Below are 21,495 nucleotides of genomic sequence, written 5' to 3'. Positions count from 1 at the left end.
AGCTGCGCCGTGGCGACCTGCCGCGCCTGCTGGCGATGGCCGGCATGGGTGCGGTCGTGGGGCCGGTCGCGCTGGCTTGGGGTCTGCAGCGCACCAGCGGTTCCAGCGCATCGCTGATGCTGACGCTGGAGGCCGTGTTCACGGCCATCCTGGCCTGGCGCTGGTACGGCGAGACGCTGGACCGGCGCGTCATCGCGGCCGTCGCACTGTTGCTGCTGGGCGGCGTGGTGTTGGTGCTGGAGCAAGGCCTGGCCGGCCAGGTTCAGTTGCTCGGACTGCTGGCCGTGACGGTGGCCACCATCGCCTGGGGCGTGGACAACACGCTGTCGCGCGGTGTGGCCGACCGTGACCCGGGCCAGGTCGTCGTGGTCAAGGCCACGCTGGGCACCGTGGCAACCGTTCTGATGGCCTGGCTGTGGGGCGAGCCGGTCCCAGGACTGGCAACCGTGCTGGCATTGTTGGCCGTGGGTGCAACCGGCTACGGCCTGAGCCTGCGCTTTTACCTACTGGCGCAGCGCGAGTTCGGCGCCGCACGCACGGGTTCGGTGTTCGCTTTCGCGCCCTTCATCGGCGCCCTCGGCGCTTTTGCATTGGGCGACCGGTCGGGGTCGTGGTTGATGGGCCTGGGTGGGGTGTTCATGATTTGCGGCGTGGTGCTGCACCTGGCCGAGAGGCACGAGCACTCCCATACGCACGAGGCCCTCGAGCATGAGCACGCGCACACCCATGACGACGACCATCACCTGCACGGCCATGACGTGATGCCTGCTGGCCCACACAGCCATCCGCATCGCCATACGTCAGTCAAACATGCTCATCCACACGTGCCCGACGCACATCACCAGCATCCGCATTGACCCAGCGGTGCGGCAGGAGCTCACCGATACGGCTTGCAGGCTGAGTGGGCAGGCGCTCCAGCACGTCGCGTAGGTAGGCATAAGGGTCGTGCCCGTTGAGCCGCGCCGAGTGCACCAAGCTCATCACGGCCGCGGCGCGTCGACCAGCACGCAAGCTGCCGGCGAACAACCAGTTGGCTCGTCCAAGGGCCACTGGTCTGATTTGGTTTTCGACGCGGTTGTTGTCTGGCGGCAGCCGACCGTCCTCCAGATAGCGCGCCAGTGCGTTCCAGCAGCCGAGGCTGTACTGGATGGCTCGGGCCGTGGCGGAGCCACTGGGCACCAGCGCGCGCTGCTGCAGCAACCACGCATGCAGCAGGTCGGCCACCGGTTTGGCTTCACTCCTGCGCCGTTGGAGTCGCTCCTCAGCGCTCAACTCCTGCAACTGCCGTTCGATGTCGTACAGGCGCGTGAAGAACCGCAGCGCCTGTTCGGCAACCGTGCTCTGGTGGCTGACCCACAGGTCGTAGAACTTGCGCCTCGCATGGGCCAGGCAACCCGCTTCGACGACGCCCATCTCGAAGAGCGCCTTGTACCCAGAGAACTGGTCGCAAACCAGCGTGCCGCGCCATCCGCCCGATGGCGTCACGCCAAGGAACTCACGCGCGTGCTGGCCTGCGCGGCTCTCGGCGAAGTCGAAGACCACGGCGTGCATGCCGGAGAAGTGACCCTGCCTCGTTTCCACGTACATCAAGTCATGCAGCCAAGCGGGTGCTCTCCCAGATCACTGGGGGCAGGAAGCCGTTGGCCGAGTGCAAGCGCTGGCGGTTGTACCAGCCTTCGATCCAATCGACGATGTCCAGCCTGGCCTGCGCCCGCGTGTCGTAGCGTACCTGATGGATGCGCTCGACCTTCAGCGTTTTGAAGAAGCTTTCCATCGGCGCGTTGTCCCAGGCATTGGCCCTCCTGCTCATGGACATCGTGATGCCCAACTCGGCGGCCAACGCTCGGTAGCGCCCGCCTGCGTACTGGGATCCGCGGTCGGTGTGGACCAGCAGCCCCTTGGCAGGCTTGCGCAGCCACCATGCCGACTTCAAGGCGGTGCACACCAGCGTGGCGTCAATGTTCTCGGACATCGACCAGCCCACGATGCGCCGGCCGGCCAGGTCCATCACGGCCGCCAAGTACAGCCAGCCCTCGCCGGTGGGCACGTACGTGATGTCTGCCACCCAGGCCTGGTCGCGCTGCCAGCCATCAAAGCGCCGGTCCAGCAGATTCGGTGCCACTGGCAAGCGGTGCGCCGAATCGGTGGTCACCACGAACGGCCTTCTGTACACCGGGCGCAGGCCTTGGCGCCGCAGGCTCTTTCGCACTCGCTCGGCGCTAACGACTTCGCCCTGCTGGCGCAGCTTGTGGACGATCCGAGGGCGGCCATAGCTTCGGCGGCTGGCATCGTGGATGGCGGCCACCTTGGCATCTAGAGCCTGGTTGGCCAGTGTGCCGGCACTGGGCGGGCGCACGCGCCATTGGCAGTACCCGCTGCGGGACACCTGCAGCACGCGGCACAGCCGGCTGACGGTGTACTGGTCGCGATGCTCATCGATCCAGGCGTACTTCATCGCGACCCCCTGGCGAAGTACGCCGTCGCTTTTCGAAGGACTTCCACGTCCAGCTTCGCGTCGGCCAACTCCCTGCGCAGGCGGCTGTTCTCCGCCTCCAATTCGCTCACCGGGCGCCGCGTGGGTGCCTCACTGGGCGGCGCCACCGCGCCGCTGGCGCCGGCCGATGCAGTGCCACGCCTGGACCAGTTGCCCAGCGTCGCCACCGGCACGCCGAGGCGCCGTGCGGCCTCATGCCCTCCTACCGACGCCGCGAGCCTGACAGCCTCAGCCTTGAACTCCTGTGTGTACTGCCTCTTGGGCAGCTTGCCTTCTCTCATTTCGATTCTCCGTACCTCTGAAGTTATCAACTTCCTGCTGTACGTGAAATCGAGGCAGGGTCAAAGTGCTTGCGTACTGCCTGGACGTCCAGCCGTGATTCCACCAAGGCTCTTGCCTTCACCAAGCTTGGGGCCTATGACGGTGCCATTCAGCAACTCGCAAACCCACGAGGGTGGGCCCTCGCCACTGTCTCAGTGGTCGGGTTCTCCGACGCCCAAGTCCCACCGTTGATGGAGGGGTCGTCTCAGAAAACGGAAAATAAAGCACGCTAAGCCGGTGGCAGCGGTCGCAATGGCCTGAACTTCCCCGCACCGACCTTGGCACTGCTGCGCCATAGGTAATCGCCGGTCAGGTTGATATGCTCCCACCCCAGCGGTGACAGATATTGCAGCAACGTGTCGTCCAGCGCCTTGCCGTGGGCACGCAAAGCACTGGTGGCACGCTCCAGATAGACCGTGTTCCACAACACGATGGCCGCCGTCACCAGATTGAGGCCGCTGGCCCGGTAGCGCTGCTGCTCAAAACTGCGGTCGCGGATTTCACCCAATCGGTAGAAGAAGACCGCCCTGGCCAGCGCGTTGCGCGCCTCGCCCTTATTCAGCCCCGCATGGACGCGGCGGCGCAGCTCCACGCTTTGCAGCCAATCCAGAATGAACAGCGTGCGCTCGATGCGCCCCAGCTCGCGCAGGGCGACGGCCAAGCCGTTTTGGCGCGGATAGCTGCCGAGCTTGCGCAGCATCAGCGAGGCCGTCACCGTGCCCTGCTTGATCGAAGTGGCCAGCCGTAGGATTTCATCCCAATGAGCGCGAATAGCCTTGATGTTCAGCCTGTCGCTGCTAATCATCGGCTTGAGTGCATCGTAGGCAGTATCGCCCTTGGGAATGAACAGCTTGGTGTCGCCCAGGTCGCGGATGCGCGGCGCGAACCGGAATCCCAGAAAGTGCATCAGGCCGAACACATGATCGGTGAAGCCCGCCGTGTCGGTGTAGTGTTCCTCGATACGCAAGTCAGACTCGTGGTACAGCAGGCCATCGAGCACATAGGTCGAGTCGCGCAAGCCGACGTTGACCACCTTGGCGCTGAAGGGCGCGTATTGGTCGGAGATATGGGTATAGAACGTCCGCCCAGGGCTACTTCCATACTTCGGATTGATATGCCCGGTGCTCTCTGCCTTGCTGCCGGTTCGGAAGTTCTGGCCGTCCGACGATGACGTGGTGCCGTCGCCCCAGTTTCCGGCGAAGGGTTGTCGAAACTGTGCGTTCACCAGCTCGGCCAGCGCCGTCGAATAGGTTTCGTCGCGAACGTGCCAGGCTTGCAGCCAAGACAGCTTGGCGTAGGTGGTGCCAGGGCAGGACTCGGCCATCTTGGTGAGCCCAAGATTGATACCATCAGCCAGAATCGTCGTCATCAGCAAGGTTTTGTCCTTGGCCGTGTCGCCGGTCTTCAGGTGTGTGAAGTGGCGCGTGAAGCCCGTCCATTCATCGACCTCCATCAGCAACTCGGTGATCTTGAGGTGCGGCAGCAACATCGCCGACTGGTCAATCAAGGCTTGCGCGGCGTCTGGCACCGCTGCGTCCAGCGGCGTGATCTTCAGGCCCGATGCAGTGGTGATGATGGCATCCGGTAAGTCGTTGGTCGCCGCCATGCGGTTGACTGTGGCGAGTTGCGCCTCCAATAATTCCAGTCGGTCATGCAGATATTGGTCGCAGTCGGTGGCCACGGCCAGTGGCAATTCGCTGGCCAGCTTCAGGGTGGCGAACTTCTCGATCGGCACCAGGTATTCGTCGAAGTCCTTGAACTGGCGCGAACCCTGCACCCAAACATCACCAGAGCGCAGTGCGTTCTTCAGCTCCGACAGGGCGCATAACTCGTAGTAACGCCGGTCAATACCCTCGTCGGTCAGAACCAGCTTTGCCCAGCGCGGCTTGATGAATGCGGTTGGCGCATCGGCGGGCACCTTGCGCGCGCTGTCGCTGTTCATGCCGCGCAGCACGTCGATGGCATCGAGCACACCCTTGGCGGTGGGCGCGGCGCGCAGTTTGAGCACGTCCAGGAACTGCGGCGCATAGCGGCGCAGCGTGGCGTAACTCTCGCCGATATGGTGCAGGAAATCAAAATCGGCAGGCCGCGCCAGCGTTTGCGCCTCGGTGACGTTGGCGGCGAAGGTGTCCCACGGCATGACCGCTTCGATGGCGGCGAACGGATCGCCGCCGCTTTGTTTGGCTTCAATCAGCGCCTGACCGATGCGCCCATACATCCGCACCTTGTCGTTGATCGCCTTGCCGGAAGCCTGGAACTGCTGTTGATGCTTGTTCTTGGCCGCATTGAACAGCTTGCCGATGATGCGGTCGTGAAGGTCGATGATTTCATCAGTGACGGTGGCCATGCCCTCGATGGCCAGTGCTACCAAGGTGGCGTAACGCCGCTGCGACTCGAACTTGGCCAGGTCGGCGGGCGTCATCTGGCCGCCCTCGCGGGCGATCTTGAGCAAGCGGTTTTGGTGTACCTGCCGTTCGATGCCAGCAGGTAGGTCAAGCGCCTGCCAGGCTTTGAGGCGTTCGATGTGTTCAAGCATGTGGCGCGAGTTCGGCTTGGCGGGCGATTGGCGCAGCCACGCTAGCCACGTCATTTTGCTACCATCCTTGCGCTTGAGCAGTTCGTCCAGGCGCTGGCGATGGACAGGTATCAAGGAATCGGCCAATGCCGCATGGATGCTCCGGTTGGCACGGGTAATGGCCTCGGCGCTTGCGCGCTCGATGGCATTCATGGCGGGTAGGATGATGCTCTGCCGCCGCAGGTTTTCAACAAGGGTGCTGGCCAGCACAATGCCTTTGTCTGTTTGCAAGGCCAGTTCGGTCAGTGTATGCACGGCTTGCCGGTAGTGACTCATGGTGAAGGGCTTGAATCCAAACACCGTTTGCAGCTCGACCAAGTGCTCCCGCCGTGTCTGCTCGCGCTGGCCGTAATCGTTCCAGCTTTCCACCGGCACCTTGAGTTGTGCGGCCACCATGCGCAGCAGGGGCGGAAATGGAGGTTCATCGACGCCCAAGAAGATGCCAGGGAATCGCAAGTAGCAAAGCTGCACGGCGAAGCCCAATCGATTCGCGGCGCCGCGACGCTGACGGATCACCGACAGGTCGGTTTCGTTGAACGTGTAGTGCCGTATCAGTTCGTCTTTGGCATCTGGCAGTGCCAGCAGACTTTCGCGCTCGGTGGCGGACAGGATTGAGCGGCGTGGCATGGTCAGTCTTCCCGCAGGTACTGGTACAAGGTTTCGCGGCTGATGCCGAAGTCACGGGCCACCAAGGTTTTTTGGTCGCCTGCCGCAACTCGCCGTTTCAACTCGGCAATTTGTTCGCTGTTCAGCGATTTCTTTCGTCCCCGGTAGGCACCGCGCTGCTTGGCCAGCACGATTCCCTCGCGCTGACGTTCGCGGATCAGGGCGCGCTCGAACTCAGCAAAGGCTCCCATGACCGACAGCATCAGATTGGCCATCGGTGAGTCCTCGCCGGTGAACGTCAGCCCTTCTTTGACGAACTCCATGCGCACGCCCCGTTGTGTCAGCCCTTGGACGATGCGGCGCAGGTCATCAAGGTTGCGTGCCAACCTGTCCATGCTATGCACCACCACGGTGTCGCCCTCGCGGACGAAGGCCAGCAGCCTTTCAAGTTCGGGACGTTGTGTGTCCTTGCCTGAAGCCTTATCGGTGAATACCTTGCCGACTTCTATTTGTTCCAGTTGTCGATCAGGATTCTGGTCGAAGCTGCTGACGCGGACGTAGCCGATACGTTGACCTTGCAAGATGCCTCCAAAGGTAAAAATGTCAGGATGAAATCTATTACCCTTGACTGAATGTGTCAATAAATATAAATTCACTGTCATTTTCAGAAGACGACTGCACCATTCAGCGCGGTTTGAAGCCTGTTGTGCATACGGCTCCTGATAACCCGATATCAGGATTCCTCTGCACAAAACTCGTCTATGCTCAATACTCGTGTGCACCAAAGCGAGGTGAGCATGGCGACCGATACCGCACCGATTACCGAGCACGGCGTGGCCACCCTGCCAGAACAGGCATGGGAGCGTGCGCGTCGTCGTGCGGAGATCATTGGGCCGTTGGCGCAGTCGGAGACGGTTGGGCATGAAGCGGCCGACGCGGCAGCCCAGGCATTGGGGCTGTCCCGGCGGCAGGTCTACGTCCTGATCCGCCGTGCCCGGCTAGGTTCGGGGCTGGTCACTGACTTGGCTCTTGGGCAGTCGAGCGGTGGCAAAGGTAAAGGCCGCTTGCCGGAGTCGGTCGAACGAATCATCCGCGAGTTACTGCAAAAGCGCTTCCTGACCAAGCAGAAGCGTAGCTTGGCGGCGTTCCACCGCGAAGTTGTGCGGGCGTGCAAGCTGCAAAAGCTGCGGGTGCCGGCGCGCAACACGGTGGCACTGCGGATCGCCGGCCTCGATCCGCGCGAGGTCACTCACCGCCGGGAAGGACAAGATGCCGCCCGCGACCTGCAAGGTGTTGGTGGTGTTCCGCCACCCGTCTCCGCGCCGCTGGAGCAGGTGCAGATCGACCACACAGTCATCGACCTGATCGTGGTGGACGAGCGCGACCGGCAACCGATTGGCCGTCCGTACCTGACCCTCGCCATCGACGTATTCACCCGCTGCGTGGTTGGCATGGTCGTTACGCTGGAAGCCCCGTCCGCCGTCTCGGTCGGCTTGTGCTTGGTGCATGCCGCCTGCGACAAGCGCCCTTGGTTGGAAGGGTTGAACGTAGAGATGGATTGGCCGATGAGCGGCAAGCCCAGACTGCTCTACTTGGACAACGCGGCTGAGTTCAAGAGCGAGGCGCTGCGCCGTGGCTGCGAGCAGCATGGCATCCGGTTGGACTATCGCCCGCTCGGGCAGCCGCACTACGGCGGTATCGTGGAACGGATCATCGGCACGGCGATGCAGATGATCCACGACGAATTGCCGGGGACGACCTTCTCCAATCCTGACCAGCGCGGGGAATACGCCTCCGAGAAGATGGCCGCCCTGACACTGCGCGAGCTGGAGCGCTGGCTCACATTGGCGGTCGGCACCTATCACGGCTCTGTGCACAACGGCCTGCTCCAACCGCCGGCCGCGCGCTGGGCCGAAGCTATCACGCGGACCGGCGTGCCAACCGTCATCACTCGCGCTACGGCTTTTCTGGTCGATTTTCTGCCCATCATCCGCCGCACGCTGACCCGCACCGGCTTCGTCATCGACCACATCCACTACTACGCCGATGCGCTCAAGCCGTGGATAGCTCGGCGGGACCGCTTGCCTGCGTTCCTGATCCGGCGCGACCCGCGCGACATCAGCCGCATATGGGTGCTGGAACCAGAGGGGCAGCACTACCTGGAAATTCCCTACCGTACCTTATCGCACCCGGCTGTCACCCTCTGGGAACAACGACAGGCGCTGGCGAAATTGCGGCAGCAAGGGCGCGAACAGGTGGATGAGTCGGCGTTGTTCCGCATGATCGGCCAGATGCGCGAAATCATTACCACCGCGCAGAAGGCTACGCGCAAGGCGCGGCGCGACGCGGATCGACGCCAGCATCTCAAGGCAACGGCACCGCCTGTCAAAACCACGCCACCACCGGGCGCTGACATGGATGGGCAGCAGGCAGACAACCAGTTGCCGGCCAAACCGTTCGACCAGATTGAGGAGTGGTAGCCGTGGAAGAATATCCCATCATCGACTTGTCCCACCTGCTGCCGGCGGCCCAGGGCTTGGCCCGTCTCCCGGCGGACGAACGCATCCATCGCCTTCGCGCCGACCGCTGGATCGGCTATCCGCGAGCAGTCGAGGCGCTGAACCGGCTGGAAACCCTGTATGCGTGGCCAAACAAGCAACGCATGCCCAACCTGCTGCTGGTAGGCCCGACCAACAACGGCAAGTCGATGATCGTCGAGAAGTTCCGGCGCACGCATCCGGCCAGAGCCGACGCCGACCAGGAGCACATTCCGGTACTGGTCGTGCAGATGCCATCCGAACCGTCGGTAATCCGCTTCTACGTCGCGCTGCTCGCGGCGATGGGTGCGCCATTGCGACCGCGCCCACGGCTGCCAGAAATGGAACAACTGGCGCTGGCACTGCTGCGCAAGGTCGGCGTGCGCATGCTGGTGATCGACGAGTTGCACAACGTTTTGGCCGGTAACAGCGTCAATCGCCGGGAATTCCTCAATCTCCTGCGCTTCCTCGGCAATGAACTGCGCATCCCACTGGTCGGGGTCGGCACGCGCGACGCCTACCTGGCCATCCGCTCCGATGACCAGTTGGAAAATCGCTTCGAGCCGATGATGCTGCCGGTATGGGAGGCCAATCACGATTGCTGCTCACTGCTGGCCAGTTTCGCCGCTTCGCTTCCACTGCGGCGACCCTCGTCGATTGCCACGCTGGACATGGCCCGCTACCTGCTCACACGCAGCGAGGGCACCATAGGCGAACTGGCGCACTTGCTGATGGCGGCGGCCATCGTCGCCGTGGAGAGCGGAGAGGAAGCGATCAACCACCGCACGCTCAGCATGGCCGACTACACCGGCCCCAGCGAGCGGCGGCGGCAATTCGAGCGGGAACTGATGTGAAGCCAGCGCCACGCTGGCCACTGCATCCGGCCCCCAGAGAAGGCGAAGCCTTGTCTTCGTGGCTCAACCGCGTGGCCCTTTGCTATCACATGGAGGTGTCCGAGCTGCTGGAGCACGATCTTGGTCACGCTCAGGTTGATGACCTGGATACCGCGCCACCACTGGCGCTGTTGGCGATGCTCTCCCAGCGGAGCGGCATCGAGCCGGACCGGCTGCGTTGCATGAGTTTCGCCGGCTGGGTGCCTTGGCTACTGGACAGCCTTGATGATCAGATTCCAGACGCATTGGAAACCTATGCGTTCCAGCTCTCGGTGCTGCTGCCGAAACTCCGCCGTAGGACGCGATCCATCACGAGCTGGCGTGCCTGGCTGCCCAGCCAGCCGATACATCGCGCCTGTCCGCTCTGTCTGAACGACCCGGCAAACCACGCCGTACTGCTTGCATGGAAGCTGCCCCTGATGCTGAGCTGCCCGCTGCATGGCTGCTGGCTGGAATCCTATTGGGGCGTGCCTGGGCGGTTTCTCGGCTGGGAGAACGCCGACACTGCGTCGCGCACCGCCAGCGACGCGATTGCAGTGATGGACCGGCGTACCTGGCAGGCACTGACGACCGGCCATGTGGAACTGCCGCGCCGACGCATCCACGCTGGTTTGTGGTTTCGACTGCTACGCACGCTGCTCGATGAGCTGAACACCCCGCTTTCGGCGTGCGGAACCTACGCGGGGTATCTTCGCCAAGTCTGGCAAGGCTGCGGGCATCCGCTGCGTGCTGGGCAAAGTCTGTGGCGACCGTATGAAACCCTGAACCCGGCAATACGGTTGCAGATGCTGGAGGCGGCGGCAACGGCAATCAGCTTGATCGAGGTGAGGGATATCAGCCCGCCAGGCGAGCATGCAAAGCTGTTCTGGTCCGAGCCCCAAACCGGGTTCACCAGTGGTCTGCCGGCGAAAGCGCCGAAGCCCGAACCCGTCAATCACTGGCAACGGGCGGTCCAAGCTATCAGTGAGGCGATCATTGAAGCGCGGCACGACCCCGAGACGGCACGCTCGCTGTTCGCGTTGGCTTCCTATGGTCGGCGCGATCCCGCTTCCCTGGAACAGTTGCGCACCACCTTTGCAAAGGAAGGCATCCCCCCGGAATTTTTGTCACATTACGAGCCTAATGGGCCCTTTGCATGTCTTAGACAGAATGACGGGTTAAGTGACAACTTTTGACGGTTAGAACTTTCCGGCGCATACTGTCACATAATCGAACGTATATGTGACAGGTGCGACATGCTGATCGGCTACATGCGGGTATCGAAGGCGGACGGCTCCCAGGCCACCGATTTGCAGCGCGACGCGCTGATCGCCGCCGATGTCGATCCAGCACATCTCTATGAAGATCAGGCATCCGGCAAGCGCGAAGACCGCCCCGGCCTGGTAGCCTGCTTGAAGGCATTGCGGCCGGGAGACACGCTGGTCGTGTGGAAACTGGATCGGTTGGGCCGCGACCTGCGGCATCTCATCAACACTGTGCACGACCTGACCGGACGTGGCATCGGCTTGAAGGTGCTGACCGGGCATGGTGCCGCCATCGACACCACGACCGCCGCCGGCAAGCTGGTCTTCGGCATCTTCGCGGCGCTGGCCGAGTTCGAGCGCGAGCTGATCGCCGAGCGCACGATTGCGGGCTTGGCCTCGGCGCGGGCACGCGGCAGGAAAGGCGGTCGGCCGTTCAAGATGACGGCAGCCAAGCTGCGGCTGGCCATGGCCGCGATGGGGCAGCCCGAAACCAAGGTCGGCGATCTATGTCAGGAACTCGGCATCACGCGGCAGACCCTGTATCGACATATCTCACCGAAAGGCGAATTGCGCCCAGATGGGACGAAACTACTCAACCGTATCTGAGCGGTCGGCATCAACCTGACGGCGGCGAATCGCAAGTGTTCTGTTCGGCGCTGGTTTCGGTCGCGGCCTTGGCCCGCGCCTGGAAGTGCTGATAGCACTCCAACCCGCAGAAGTGCTCGACGTACTCCAAGCCTTCCGGGGTAAAGGCGGCATCGAGCGGGATTTCCTTGCAGCACACGCAGCAACTGGTGGCAGTCGGATCATTTGCATTCATGGTGGCACCCCTCCATTGACTGACAAAGGCGGCGAATGCCACCGCCGGCATTGCCTTGGCGAACAGGAAGCCTTGTCCCATATCGCACTCCGCTTGCCGCAACAGTGCGAGACTGGTCGGCGTCTCCACGCCCTCGGCCACCACGTCCATGCCCAGCCCGTGCGCAAGCTGAATGACGGAGTGCACGATGATCCGGTCGCGGTGATCGGCGGCGAGTCCGGCGACGAAGGATTGGTCGATCTTCAGCGTGCCGATCGGGCAGCACTTCAGGTGTTGCAGGCAGGAATAACCCGTCCCGAAGTCATCGGCGGCGAAGCGTACACCGATCTGTCGCAAGGCTTCCAGGGCGGGGAAGATCGTCGGATCGCCGAACGCGACCGATTCGGTCAGCTCGATTTCAAGATACTCGGCGGGCAACTCGGCATCAGCCAGCACGCCCTTTACCCATCCGTCGAAATCCGGTCTCACTTGGCTCGCCGAAACATTGACGGCCAGCCGGAACGGTTGCCATGCCAGCATCCGCCACTCGCGCATCTGGCGGCAGGCTGCGCCCAGCACCCAAGCACCGATTTCAGGCATCAAGCCGGACGATTCGACCAAGGGGAGAAACTGGCCCGGCAGCAACAAGCCGAGCCTTGGGTGCCGCCAGCGCAACAGGGCTTCCGCACCGACAATCTGGTCACTGCGCAGATCGACTATCGGCTGTTAGTGCAACTCAAGCTGCCCGCGCACAACCGCCTGCGCCAACTCGGTCGCCGTCCATCCGGCGGGCTGCGAGGTCGTCATGATCCGCCCCTGAAGGCCCGCAGTAGCCGCGTCACGGACAGAGCAAACAAGCCGGTCAGCGTGAGGGCTGCAATACCCCAATGCTCCCCGATGAATGCGCCGGCTGTCGTTCCGGCCAGCACAACGGCGAGAATCGGCAAATGACAGGGACAGGTGAGCACGGCCAGCGCGCCCCACAGGTAGCCGGTGAACGGCTTGCGTGTCTTGGTCGGCAGGCGTTCCGGGCCGTTCATGGCAGACTCTCCGCGTGCTGTGCCGGCTCGGTCGGCAGGGTGGCCAACTGCGCTTCCAGATCGGCCAACGCTTCGCGCCGGTGTTCGACGAACTGGCGCAGCACGGCAAGCTGCGTGGCCGCTTCGCCGCCGTCCGCTGCATCCAGCGCCCGGCACAGCCGCGCCAGCGCATCGAGGCCGATACCCGCCTCAAAGGCAGCCCGCACGAAGCACAGCCGTTGCAAGGCCGCCTCGTCGAACAGACCGTAGCCGCCTGGGGTGCACGCCACCGGCCGCAGCAGTCCGCGCAGCCGGTAGTCGCGCACGATATGCACGCTCACCCCGGCATCAAGGGCCAGCCGGGACACCGTGTAGGCGTTCATCAAACACCTCCTTTGCCTCACCCGGCGCAGCAGGAAAGCTGCTTCACATCCTTGTTGAAGGTCTGCGCCGCGAGCTTCAAGCCTTCGACCATCGTCAGGTAGGGAAATAACTGGTCGGCCAGTTCCTGCACCGTCATCCGGTTGCGAATGGCCAGCGCGGCGGTCTGGATCAACTCGCCCGCTTCCGGCGCGACCGCCTGAACCCCGATCAGCCGCCCGCTGCCGGCCTCGGCGACCAGCTTGATGAAGCCGCGCGTATCGAAGTTGGCGAGCGCGCGCGGCACGTTGTCCAGCGTCAGCGTGCGGCTGTCGGTCTCGATGCCGTCATGGTGCGCTTCCGCCTCGCTGTAGCCCACGGTCGCCACTTGCGGATCGGTGAACACCACGGCCGGCATCGCGGTCAGGTTCAGGGTTGCGTCGCCGCCCGTCATGTTGATCGCGGCGCGGGTGCCGGCCGCCGCCGCCACATAGACGAACTGCGGCTGATCGGTGCAGTCGCCGGCCGCGTAGATGTGTTCCACGCTGGACCGCATGCCGGGGTCGACGACGATCGCGCCTTGCTTGTTCACCGTCACGCCTGCCGCGTCCAGTGCCAGGCTGCGCGTGTTGGGCGCGCGTCCGGTGGCGACCAGCAACTGGTCGGCGCGTATGTTGCCCTGCTCCGTCGTCAGCACGAACTCGCCATTTTCATAGGCGACCTGGCTGGCCTGGGTATGGTCCAGCACCTCAATGCCTTCCATGCTGAACGCCGCCGTGACGGCTTCGCCGATGGCCGGGTCTTCGCGGAAGAACAGCGTGCTGCGCGCCAGGATCGTCACCTTGCTGCCCAGCCGGGCGAACGCCTGCGCCAGTTCGACCGCTACCACCGACGAGCCGATCACCGCCAGGCGTTCGGGAAGGGTGTCGCTGGCCAGCGCCTCGGTGGAAGTCCAGTACGGCGTGTCCTTCAGGCCAAGAATCGGCGGAATCGCGGGATTGGCACCGGTGGCGATCAGGCAGCGGTCGAACGCCACCACGTGCTCGCAGCCCTCGTTCAGTTGCACGACCAAGCCGTGGCTGTCCTTGAAGCGGGCGGAGCCAGACAGCACGGTAATGGCCGGGTTGCCATCCAGAATGCCCTCGTATTTGGCGTGGCGCAGCTCATCGACGCGGGCCTGTTGCTGGGCCAGCAGCGCCGAGCGCTGGATGGTCGGGGCCAGCGCGGCAATGCCAGCGTCGAACGGGCTCTCCCGGCGCAGGTGGGCAATGTGGGCGGCACGGATCATGATCTTGGACGGCACGCAGCCGACATTGACGCAGGTGCCGCCAATCGTGCCGCGCTCGATCAGCGTGACGCGTGCGCCCTGCTCGACGGCCTTCAGTGCCGCCGCCATTGCGGCCCCGCCGCTGCCGATCACGGCGATATGGAGCTTGCCACCATCCCCGCCAGCCTTGTCATCACTGCCCAGCCATTCGCTCACCTTGCCGAGCAATCCGCTGCCCGCCGGAGCCACGGGCGCATCGGTGAGCGTAGCCCGATAGCCGAGTCCGGCCACGGCAGCGGTCAGCGTATCCGGCGATGTGCCGGCCTCGATGGCGAGCCTGGCGCTGCCCTTGGCATAGGAAACCTCCGCCGATTGCACGCCGGGCACTTTCTCCAGAGCCTCCTTGACGTGAACCGCGCAGGAGTCGCAGGTCATGCCGGTAATTTTGATGGTGGTCATTCATCATTCCTTTTCTGTGTTGGCTGCCGGCCCCCGCCGTCAGCCTTGTTTCGTGGGAAGTTCGCAACCGTCCGGGCCGCAACGGCGATTTGCCGGCGAAACCAAGTCCCAGATCGACACGCCGATCATCAGCGCCAGGCCGGTGTATACGAGGTGTGCTGTCCACCAGTTGCCAAGCAGCCAGACAGTTCCGGCGAACACGATGGCTGGCCCGATCATGCCGAGCAGACTGCGGTGCCATTGGCGATGACTGAGCCACCCCAATGCGTTCGCCAGCAAAGCCACGACAGCGAACAGTGGCAGCAGCTTGGAGATGAACAATCCTTCGTATTCCTGTAGAAAGCCCAGGCCGATGGCCGCGCCCAAGCTGGCGATGGCCGGGAAGCACGCGGCGCAGCCCATCGCGGAAACAACGCTGCCGAGTGCCCCAGCCTTGTCGGCAATGCGTGTGATCAGTCCCATGATCGCCCCAGGTTCGGGTTCAGTGGTTCACTGCTTGATGCTGGAGGGATAGCCCGCATCGGTGGTTGCTTTGGTGAGCTTCTGGACGCTGGTCTTGGCATCATCGAAAGTGACAACCGCTTCGCGGGTCTCGAAGGTCACGTCAACCTTGCTGACGCCTTCGACCTTGGAAATCGCCTTCTTGACGGTGATCGGGCAGGCGGAGCAGGTCATGCCCGGGACAGACAGCGTGACGGTCTGAGTGGCGGCCCACACCGGGGCAACAATGGCGGCGAGGGCGAGGGAGGCTAACAGTTTTTTCATGGTGAACTCCTGTGATCAATAGAAAAATGGCATGACGTAGGGAAATCCGAGTGCGACCAGGACCAGCACGGCCACGACCCAGAAAATGAGCTTGTAAGTCGCTCGCACTTCGGGAATCGCGCAGACCTCGCCCGGTTTGCAGGCTTGCACAGGGCGGTAGATGCGCCGCCAGGCAAAGAACAACGCGACCAATGCTGCGCCGATGAAAATCGGGCGATACGGCTCCAGCACGGTCAGGTTGCCGATCCATGCCCCGCTGAAGCCCAAGGCAACCAGAACCAGCGGCCCGAGGCAGCAGGTCGAGGCGAGGATGGCAGCTAGCCCGCCAGCGAAGAGCGCGCCGCGCCCGTTTTGTGGTTCAGACATGCGCTTGTCCTTTCGAATTTGAATTGGATAGCGTAAGCTTACTTCCGTAGTCATGTACGGAGTCAAGCGATATGGAAAATAATTTGGAGAACCTGACCATTGGTGTTTTTGCCAAGGCGGCCGGGGTCAACGTAGAGACCATCCGGTTCTACCAGCGCAAGGGCTTGTTGCCGGAACCGGACAAGCCTTACGGCAGCATCCGCCGTTATGGCGAGGCGGATGTAACGCGGGTGCGCTTTGTGAAGTCGGCCCAGCGACTGGGCTTCAGTCTTGATGAGATTGCCGAGCTGTTGCGGCTCGACGATGGCACCCACTGCGAGGAAGCCAGCAGCCTGGCCGAGCACAAGCTCAAGGACGTGCGCGAAAAGATGGCGGACCTGGCACGCATGGAGGCCGTCTTGTCTGATCTGGTGTGCGCCTGCCATGCACGAAAAGGGAAAGTTTCGTGCCCGCTGATTGCGTCGCTACAGGGCGGAGCAAGCCTGGCAGGGCCGACTATGCCTTAGCGTGCTTTATTTTCCGTTTTCTGAGACGACCCCATCCAGCCTGTCCGCCAAGACATGCTCAGATGTTTGCGTCAGCACATCCAGACTGACGAGCGTCTGGCGAACCTGCGCGTTGGCTTGCCAGAGCTTGGCTCCTTCGTCCTTGTCGCTTTGCGTATAAGGTAGCGTGCCAACAAAGAACGCCAATGCCCATCGGTCTTCATCCGACAACGCGCCAAAGCCCTGCATAGCGGTGCCCTGGACACCGTTGCTGATAATTTGGTGTAGCGCGAATAAGCTGCGCTCGCGCGCCCGCATGTGATCGGCCAGCGCGGTCGGCTTGGGGTTGAGGGATGCCGCTAGGGGGCCATCACCGCGCCCTTGCTGACCGTGACAGGCCGCACACTGGGCCTGAAACAACTGCCCTCCCTTCGCTAAGACCGGCATGGCAGTCGGTGCGACTGGAAACGGGTACGCCTTTTGCACCGCACTGGACAGCGCGTGCGCCAGTTTTGCTACGCTGGCCGGATCGGCTTTGGCAGCTACCGCAGCACGCAAAGCGGTCGCTTGTTGCAACAAGCGACCCTTGTCGGTCTGGTCAGGTAATTCTCCCAGTTGACGTTCGGCTGTCGCTGAAAATTCCTGCATTTCAGCGTACTCCGACGATTTCAGGACCACACCGTTGGCTACCGCGCCGCCGTAATCGACGGCGACGTAGTCCAGAAGTTGCCAAATCTGTTTGGCTTTGAGTTCGGTGGTGTTGGCTGCGTAGCTTGGCCCGCCGATTAACGAGCAAATCGCCAACAGCAAAGCCATCAGCCAGCGATAGGGTAATCGGCAGGGCATGGGAATTCTCTGGTTAAATCATTGAGAATGATTATAATTCGCAATTGATCCTGTGTCCATCCTCTTTTCCCGGGTCTGCATCTGCATGATGAGCAAAGCAGCGCCCGACGTGATCGCCACGTCAGCGAGGTTGAAGGCGGGCCAGTGCGCGAGCCGCCAATGGAAGTCGAGGAAATCAACCACCTGTCCACGCAACATGCGATCCGCCACATTGCCGAGCGCACCACCAAGGATCAGGCTGTAGCCCATCGCTTCGAGACGTGGCCGTTGCTGGCACAGCATGCGACCCAGCCAAGCAGAAACAACCAGACCCAACGTGATGAAAAAGTAACGTTGCCAGCCGCCAGCGTTCGCCAAAAAGCTGAACGCCGCACCCGGATTCAGGACGTGAACGAGGTTGAAAAACGGAGTGATTTCGACTTGCTCACCGTAGGCAAACGTGCGAATGATGGCGAACTTGGTGAGCTGATCTGTCATGACAATAGTGGCGGCCACGGTGAACCAGATCCAGGCCGACGTGCGACGAGCCGATTGCCATACAGAGGCGGCCAGCGGAAGCAGCCACCGGGCGAGTGCCGTGCAGCTCCATCCCAGCGCCCACCCCGCCAACACATCCGCCGGGAAGTGCATTCCCGCAGCGATGCGCGACCAGCCGACCAACGTGGCATATAGCACCAAGCCGACGCGACCATGGCGGCCCATCAACGGCCAGAGTGCACCGACCACCAGCGCGGCATAGGTGGCATGCCCGCTGGGCAGGCTGTAGTGAAGCTCTTTGTCCCCGATGACGCGCACCAGCTCGCCAAGGACGGCAGGCGGGCGTGGAAAGTCGAACCATAGCTTCAAGGCGGTGGCGACCAATAACGCCAGCAAGAAGGCCGCGCTAAAACCAATAAGGCGATGCCGAACGGCCGTACCACGCGCCGGGTTTGTAGCCGATTTCGACCACCACCACAGACCCAACAGCATCAGCGGCGCTGTCCAGTAACTTCCCACGAGGCCAAAGAACCATGCCAGTGGTTTCAGCGTGGCGGGCGTGCCTGTGTTGATGGCTTGAAACAACGCGATGTTCAGGCCACCCCAGTCATAGAGAAAGAGTTTCCAGCTCATCGACGCAACAGCCTCAAGCCGTTGCCGACAACAAGCAAGCTGGCACCCATATCGGCGAACACAGCCATCCACATGGTCGCGTGACCCGTGAAAGTGAGCACCAGAAATACCGCCTTGATGCCAAGGGCCAGCACAATGTTTTGCATCAGCACCTGTGCTGTCGCACGCGACAGACGCACGAAGGTCGGAATCTTGCGCAGGTCATCGTCCATCAGGGCCACGTCGGCGGTTTCAATGGCGGTATCTGTGCCTGCCGCTCCCATTGCAAAGCCAATGTCCGCACGCGCCAAGGCCGGTGCGTCGTTGATGCCATCACCGACCATGCCAACCTTGCCATTTCTGGACAATTGCTCCACTTCGCGCAGTTTGTCGTCAGGCAGTTGGTTGCCTTGCGCACGGTCAATGCCAGCTTGTGCGGCAATGGCCTGTGCCGTGTGGGGGTTATCGCCGGTCAGCATCACGGTGTTGATGCCCAGAGCATGCAGCTCGGCGATGGCTCTCCTGCTGCTGTCCTTGATGGTGTCCGCAACGGCGAATAAGGCATGTACCCCTTTTGCGCCTACCAACATCACGACGGTCTTGCCTACGGTTTCCAGCGCCGCGATGCGCTGCTCCAGCTCTGGTGTGCACTGCCCCAGCTCTTCAAGCATTCGGTGGTTGCCCAGATAGTAGGTCTCCCCGTCGATTTGGCCTTGCACACCCCGACCGGGCAGCGCGCTGAACTCGGCCACGTCGAGCAAGGCAACTCCATCCCGCTGCGCAGCCTGTGCCACCGCCTTGGATACAGGATGATCGGAGCGGGCCGCCAAACTGGCAGCGATACAGCGGCTATCGGAGGCGAGTGCGTTGCCCCATGCGACAAAATCGGTTTGTGCGGGCTTGCCGTGAGTGACCGTGCCGGTCTTGTCCAGAGCCAGCCAGCGCAGCTTGCGGCCTTCTTCCAGATAGACACCGCCCTTGACAAGAATGCCGTGGCGGGCAGCGGCGGCCAAGCCGCTGACGATGCTGACCGGCGTGGAAATCACCAGAGCGCATGGGCAGGCAACCACCAGCAGAACCAGTGCACGGTAAATCCAGTCCATCCATGCCGCGCCCATGAGAAGCGGGGGTAGCAGTGCGACGGCAATGGCTAGGGCGAACACGAGAGGCGTGTACCAACGGGCGAACTGATCGACAAAACGCTGGGTCGGTGCACGGCTACCTTGTGCAGCCTCTACTGCGTGAATGATGCGGGCCAAAGTGGAGTTGCTGGCCAAGGCAGAGACGCGGTACTCGAAGGAACCAGATTCGTTGATCGTGCCCGCAAACACCGGATCGCCGGGGGACTTCTCGACCGGGAGGCTTTCGCCCGTGATCGGGGCTTGGTTGACCGTGGAGCGTCCGTCTAGCACCTCGCCATCGAGCGCGATGCGCTCACCCGGTTTGACCCGGACTCGGCTGCCAATGGCGATTTGCTTGGCACTTACCTCTCGCCAAGTGCCGTCAGGCTGCTGCACCGTGGCCTGCTCCGGGGTCAGGTCGAGCAGTCCACGGATGGCGTTACGGGCGCGATCCAATGACTTGGCCTCGATCACCTCGGCCAGCGCGAAGAGCACCATTACCATCGCAGCTTCGGGCCAGTGGCCGATGAACATAGCACCCGTGACGGCAATCGACATCAGGGCGTTCATGTTGAGGTTACGGTTCTTGAGCGCGATCCAGCCCTTCTTGTAGGTGGACAGCCCCCCCGTCAAGACCGCGACAAGCGCCAGAATGACGACTGACCAATGATTGCCGTCGTGGAACCAGTAGACCGCTTCGGCCGCCGATGCAGCGATGAGGGAAATACCGAGTGGCCACCAGTTGGTCTGCGTTGTCACAGGGGACGCCGATGGCGACGCGGCCATGGCCTTGTCCTCGACCTGCGCCTCGAATCCGAGCGCTTGTAGTGCCACAAGCACATCCGGCAGAACCCCGTCAGCATGGCGTACCGACAACGTGCGCTGCATCAGGTTGAAATCGAGACCGGTAACCCCGGCCACGGTGCCGAGCTTGTTGCGGATCAATGCTTCCTCTGTCGGACAATCCATCTTGGCAATGGACAGCTTGGTTGTCTGCCCAGCCGACGCCTCATCCATGCGCACAGCTTGCATGCCGATGGCCTTCAGTGCCTGTTCAACGGGAGACAGCGAAGGCAATTCGTGCTGCACGGTCAAGGTACGCTGCATCAGGTTGAACTCAAGACCAACCACACCCGCCAGCCCAACCAGCTTGCCTCGGATCAGCGCCTCTTCCGTGGGGCAATCCATGTTCTCGATGCGGTACACCGCTTGAGCCGATCCGGTTGTCGGCGGGGCTTGTGTCGTGGGTTGCATGATCGGCCCAGCCGAGCAGCCACACGCCTTTGAAGCGCATTCACTCATGGATAACTCCTTCAAATCTTCTGTACAACCTCCATTAAAAACTCTATAGTTACTATAGAGTCAAGTGATAAATGGAGATTGAGGCATGGAAATCAGAATTGGCGATCTAGCCAAGCGCTCTGGGTGCGAGGTCGTGACCATCCGCTACTACGAAAAGGAAGGGCTGCTGCCAAAGCCAGCGCGAAGCGGTGGCAACTTTCGGTTGTACAGCGATGTGCACATCGAGCGTTTGCAGTTCATTCGTCATTGCCGTTCGCTTGACATGACGCTGAGCGAAATCAGGATACTGCTGGGCCTACGAGATAACCCTGCTCAGGACTGCGGCGACGTCAATACACTACTGGATGCCCATATTCGTCAGACCGAAGATCGCGTCGAAGCGCTGTTGCAATTGAAGCGGCACTTGCTCTCGCTGCGTGAAAAATGCTCGGGCGCTCGACGAATAGAGGCATGTGGCATCTTGCAAGGTTTATCAGATTGCAATCATCCGGGATGCAACGCATAGCATGAGTTGTTTCGCACGCCGACATTGGCCTGCGATTTTGGATTCGTGAGCGGCCTGCCTAATTGGCATCGGAGAAGGTCGTGCGGCTGACTTCTGATATTCCGTGCAGTCGTCTTCTGAAAATGACATTCACACTCTACTCTGACGTTGTTTGTGCTCAACATCTGACATCAGGTTAGGGCATAGCCTTAACTGACACCACCTCCCAGGGCCTGATATAAAGCAACACTATCGACTAGGCGTTGTGCCTGGGCCGCAACCATATTGATCCGGATTGACTGTGCCTGTTGCTGCGCGATGAGCAGTTGCAGGTAGCTGGCCGCGCCCAGCCGGTATTGCCGCTCGACCGACTGCAAGGAGGCCTGTGCAGCCATATCAGCGGCAGCGAGGGCAGTCAAAGTTTGTGCATCGCTTTCCACCGCGCGCAGGGTGTCGGCGACGT

The 21,495-nt window shown here is 62.2% G+C and carries 20 protein-coding genes and 2 pseudogenes; 7 read left to right on the top strand and 15 right to left on the bottom strand.

Translation table 11 applies throughout. The annotated features are described in order from the left end of the window. The coding region (locus H928_RS0121660; RefSeq protein WP_027011232.1) for a DMT family transporter at positions 1-857 on the top strand (857 nt) is incomplete at its 5' end. On the opposite strand, the pseudogene H928_RS29215 reads toward H928_RS0121660, so the two are convergent. The 4 genes and pseudogenes from H928_RS29215 to H928_RS0121635 form a co-directional block, all read right to left on the bottom strand. Then, positions 805-1,560 (bottom strand): annotated as a pseudogene (locus H928_RS29215) (IS66 family transposase); the annotation flags it as partial. The gene H928_RS0121660 and the pseudogene H928_RS29215 sit on opposite strands and share 53 nt — an antisense overlap. 31 nt (positions 1,561-1,591) lie before the next feature. Continuing rightward, a protein-coding gene (locus tag H928_RS0121650) for an IS3 family transposase (protein ID WP_102964835.1) occupies positions 1,592-2,775 on the bottom strand; the annotation gives its coding sequence in 2 pieces (ribosomal slippage) (positions 1,592-2,484 and positions 2,484-2,775; 1,185 coding nt in all). A gap of 269 nt (positions 2,776-3,044) precedes the next feature. Beyond that, on the bottom strand, positions 3,045-6,017 hold the full coding sequence (locus tag H928_RS0121640; protein WP_003056098.1) for a Tn3 family transposase: 2,973 nt from the start codon (positions 6,015-6,017) through the stop codon (positions 3,045-3,047). Positions 6,018-6,019: 2 nt separating this feature from the next. Then, positions 6,020-6,577: a recombinase family protein gene (locus H928_RS0121635; protein ID WP_001162010.1), complete on the bottom strand. Its 558-nt coding sequence runs from the start codon at positions 6,575-6,577 to the stop codon at positions 6,020-6,022. A gap of 216 nt (positions 6,578-6,793) precedes the next feature. On the opposite strand from H928_RS0121635, the gene H928_RS0121630 reads away from it, so the two are divergent. The 4 genes from H928_RS0121630 to H928_RS0121615 are packed head-to-tail and all read left to right on the top strand — an operon-like array spanning position 6,794 to position 11,276. Further along, a complete protein-coding gene (locus H928_RS0121630; RefSeq protein ID WP_027011231.1) occupies positions 6,794-8,476 on the top strand; it encodes a Mu transposase C-terminal domain-containing protein in 1,683 nt (560 codons plus the stop codon). A gap of 2 nt (positions 8,477-8,478) precedes the next feature. After that, a complete protein-coding gene (locus tag H928_RS0121625) occupies positions 8,479-9,387 on the top strand; it encodes a TniB family NTP-binding protein (protein WP_027011230.1) in 909 nt (302 codons plus the stop codon). After that, on the top strand, positions 9,384-10,601 hold the full coding sequence (locus tag H928_RS0121620) for a TniQ family protein (RefSeq protein ID WP_021028364.1): 1,218 nt from the start codon (positions 9,384-9,386) through the stop codon (positions 10,599-10,601). Before H928_RS0121625 ends, H928_RS0121620 begins: the two co-directional genes overlap by 4 nt. Positions 10,602-10,661: 60 nt before the next feature. After that, the gene (locus H928_RS0121615; protein WP_021028363.1) at positions 10,662-11,276 is read left to right on the top strand and encodes a recombinase family protein; all 615 of its coding nucleotides are present in this window, start codon (positions 10,662-10,664) and stop codon (positions 11,274-11,276) included. 10 nt (positions 11,277-11,286) lie between these two features. Here the strand turns inward: H928_RS0121615 and H928_RS34150 are convergent. The 7 genes and pseudogenes from H928_RS34150 to merT form a co-directional block, all read right to left on the bottom strand. After that, positions 11,287-12,276 (bottom strand): annotated as a pseudogene (locus tag H928_RS34150) (DUF3330 domain-containing protein). Then, positions 12,273-12,509, bottom strand: coding sequence for a broad-spectrum mercury transporter MerE (merE, locus tag H928_RS0121605; protein WP_003124451.1), 237 nt, complete (start codon positions 12,507-12,509; stop codon positions 12,273-12,275). The pseudogene H928_RS34150 and the gene merE overlap by 4 nt, the downstream one beginning before the upstream one ends. Beyond that, a complete protein-coding gene (gene merD, locus H928_RS0121600; RefSeq protein WP_027011229.1) occupies positions 12,506-12,871 on the bottom strand; it encodes a mercury resistance co-regulator MerD in 366 nt (121 codons plus the stop codon). Before merD ends, merE begins: the two co-directional genes overlap by 4 nt. A 17-nt stretch (positions 12,872-12,888) precedes the next feature. Further along, positions 12,889-14,574 (bottom strand): mercury(II) reductase, encoded by a 1,686-nt coding sequence (merA, locus tag H928_RS0121595; protein WP_027011228.1) that lies wholly within the window; start codon positions 14,572-14,574, stop codon positions 12,889-12,891. A gap of 39 nt (positions 14,575-14,613) precedes the next feature. Beyond that, entirely contained in the window at positions 14,614-15,036 is a 423-nt protein-coding gene (merC, locus tag H928_RS0121590; RefSeq protein ID WP_027011227.1) for an organomercurial transporter MerC, read from the bottom strand. A gap of 27 nt (positions 15,037-15,063) precedes the next feature. Further along, entirely contained in the window at positions 15,064-15,339 is a 276-nt protein-coding gene (gene merP / locus H928_RS0121585; protein ID WP_021028362.1) for a mercury resistance system periplasmic binding protein MerP, read from the bottom strand. A 15-nt stretch (positions 15,340-15,354) separates the two neighbouring features. Further along, positions 15,355-15,705: a mercuric ion transporter MerT gene (gene merT, locus H928_RS0121580; RefSeq protein WP_027011226.1), complete on the bottom strand. Its 351-nt coding sequence runs from the start codon at positions 15,703-15,705 to the stop codon at positions 15,355-15,357. Between the two features lie 71 nt (positions 15,706-15,776). Between merT and merR the strand changes: the two genes are divergently transcribed. Further along, positions 15,777-16,211, top strand: coding sequence for an Hg(II)-responsive transcriptional regulator (gene merR / locus H928_RS0121575; protein ID WP_021028360.1), 435 nt, complete (start codon positions 15,777-15,779; stop codon positions 16,209-16,211). A gap of 6 nt (positions 16,212-16,217) precedes the next feature. Here merR and H928_RS29205 read toward each other — a convergent pair whose 3' ends face one another. From H928_RS29205 to H928_RS0121560, 3 genes are read right to left on the bottom strand one after another with little or no spacing between them, the layout of a single operon-like run. Then, positions 16,218-17,036 (bottom strand): c-type cytochrome, encoded by an 819-nt coding sequence (locus H928_RS29205; protein ID WP_021028359.1) that lies wholly within the window; start codon positions 17,034-17,036, stop codon positions 16,218-16,220. Positions 17,037-17,054: 18 nt separating this feature from the next. After that, positions 17,055-18,146 carry a signal peptidase II gene (gene lspA / locus H928_RS0121565; protein ID WP_021028358.1) on the bottom strand — a complete coding sequence of 364 codons (1,092 nt, stop codon included), beginning with the start codon at positions 18,144-18,146 and terminating at the stop codon, positions 17,055-17,057. Further along, positions 18,143-20,548: a heavy metal translocating P-type ATPase gene (locus tag H928_RS0121560; protein ID WP_027011225.1), complete on the bottom strand. Its 2,406-nt coding sequence runs from the start codon at positions 20,546-20,548 to the stop codon at positions 18,143-18,145. The genes lspA and H928_RS0121560 overlap by 4 nt, the downstream gene beginning before the upstream one ends. 85 nt (positions 20,549-20,633) lie before the next feature. Here H928_RS0121560 and cadR point away from each other — a divergent pair, with 85 nt between their 5' ends. Further along, positions 20,634-21,053 carry a Cd(II)/Pb(II)-responsive transcriptional regulator gene (gene cadR / locus H928_RS31145; protein ID WP_005303894.1) on the top strand — a complete coding sequence of 140 codons (420 nt, stop codon included), beginning with the start codon at positions 20,634-20,636 and terminating at the stop codon, positions 21,051-21,053. Positions 21,054-21,241: 188 nt separating this feature from the next. Here the strand turns inward: cadR and H928_RS33755 are convergent. Next, positions 21,242-21,495, bottom strand: a 254-nt coding sequence (locus tag H928_RS33755) for a TolC family protein (protein ID WP_043341450.1), incomplete at its 5' end; no start/stop codon positions are given.

Source organism: Comamonas sp. B-9 (assembly GCF_000410635.1).
GTDB lineage: Bacteria > Pseudomonadota > Gammaproteobacteria > Burkholderiales > Burkholderiaceae_C > Comamonas.
The sequence above is the reverse complement of the archived record's forward strand: the minus strand, read 5'-3'. Positions and strand labels throughout refer to the sequence as shown.

Bases quoted from the DNA above. Each gene is read 5' to 3' on its own strand.
- H928_RS0121640 (WP_003056098.1), bottom strand. From the start codon at position 6,017: ATGCCACGCCGCTCAATCCTGTCCGCCACCGAGCGCGAAAGTCTGCTG.
- H928_RS0121630 (WP_027011231.1), top strand. From the start codon at position 6,794: ATGGCGACCGATACCGCACCGATTACCGAGCACGGCGTGGCCACCCTG.
- H928_RS0121615 (WP_021028363.1), top strand. From the start codon at position 10,662: ATGCTGATCGGCTACATGCGGGTATCGAAGGCGGACGGCTCCCAGGCC.
- merE (WP_003124451.1), bottom strand. From the start codon at position 12,509: ATGAACGGCCCGGAACGCCTGCCGACCAAGACACGCAAGCCGTTCACC.
- merD (WP_027011229.1), bottom strand. From the start codon at position 12,871: ATGAACGCCTACACGGTGTCCCGGCTGGCCCTTGATGCCGGGGTGAGC.
- merA (WP_027011228.1), bottom strand. From the start codon at position 14,574: ATGACCACCATCAAAATTACCGGCATGACCTGCGACTCCTGCGCGGTT.
- merC (WP_027011227.1), bottom strand. From the start codon at position 15,036: ATGGGACTGATCACACGCATTGCCGACAAGGCTGGGGCACTCGGCAGC.
- merP (WP_021028362.1), bottom strand. From the start codon at position 15,339: ATGAAAAAACTGTTAGCCTCCCTCGCCCTCGCCGCCATTGTTGCCCCG.
- merT (WP_027011226.1), bottom strand. From the start codon at position 15,705: ATGTCTGAACCACAAAACGGGCGCGGCGCGCTCTTCGCTGGCGGGCTA.
- merR (WP_021028360.1), top strand. From the start codon at position 15,777: ATGGAAAATAATTTGGAGAACCTGACCATTGGTGTTTTTGCCAAGGCG.
- H928_RS29205 (WP_021028359.1), bottom strand. From the start codon at position 17,036: ATGCCCTGCCGATTACCCTATCGCTGGCTGATGGCTTTGCTGTTGGCG.
- lspA (WP_021028358.1), bottom strand. From the start codon at position 18,146: ATGAGCTGGAAACTCTTTCTCTATGACTGGGGTGGCCTGAACATCGCG.
- H928_RS0121560 (WP_027011225.1), bottom strand. From the start codon at position 20,548: ATGAGTGAATGCGCTTCAAAGGCGTGTGGCTGCTCGGCTGGGCCGATC.
- cadR (WP_005303894.1), top strand. From the start codon at position 20,634: ATGGAAATCAGAATTGGCGATCTAGCCAAGCGCTCTGGGTGCGAGGTC.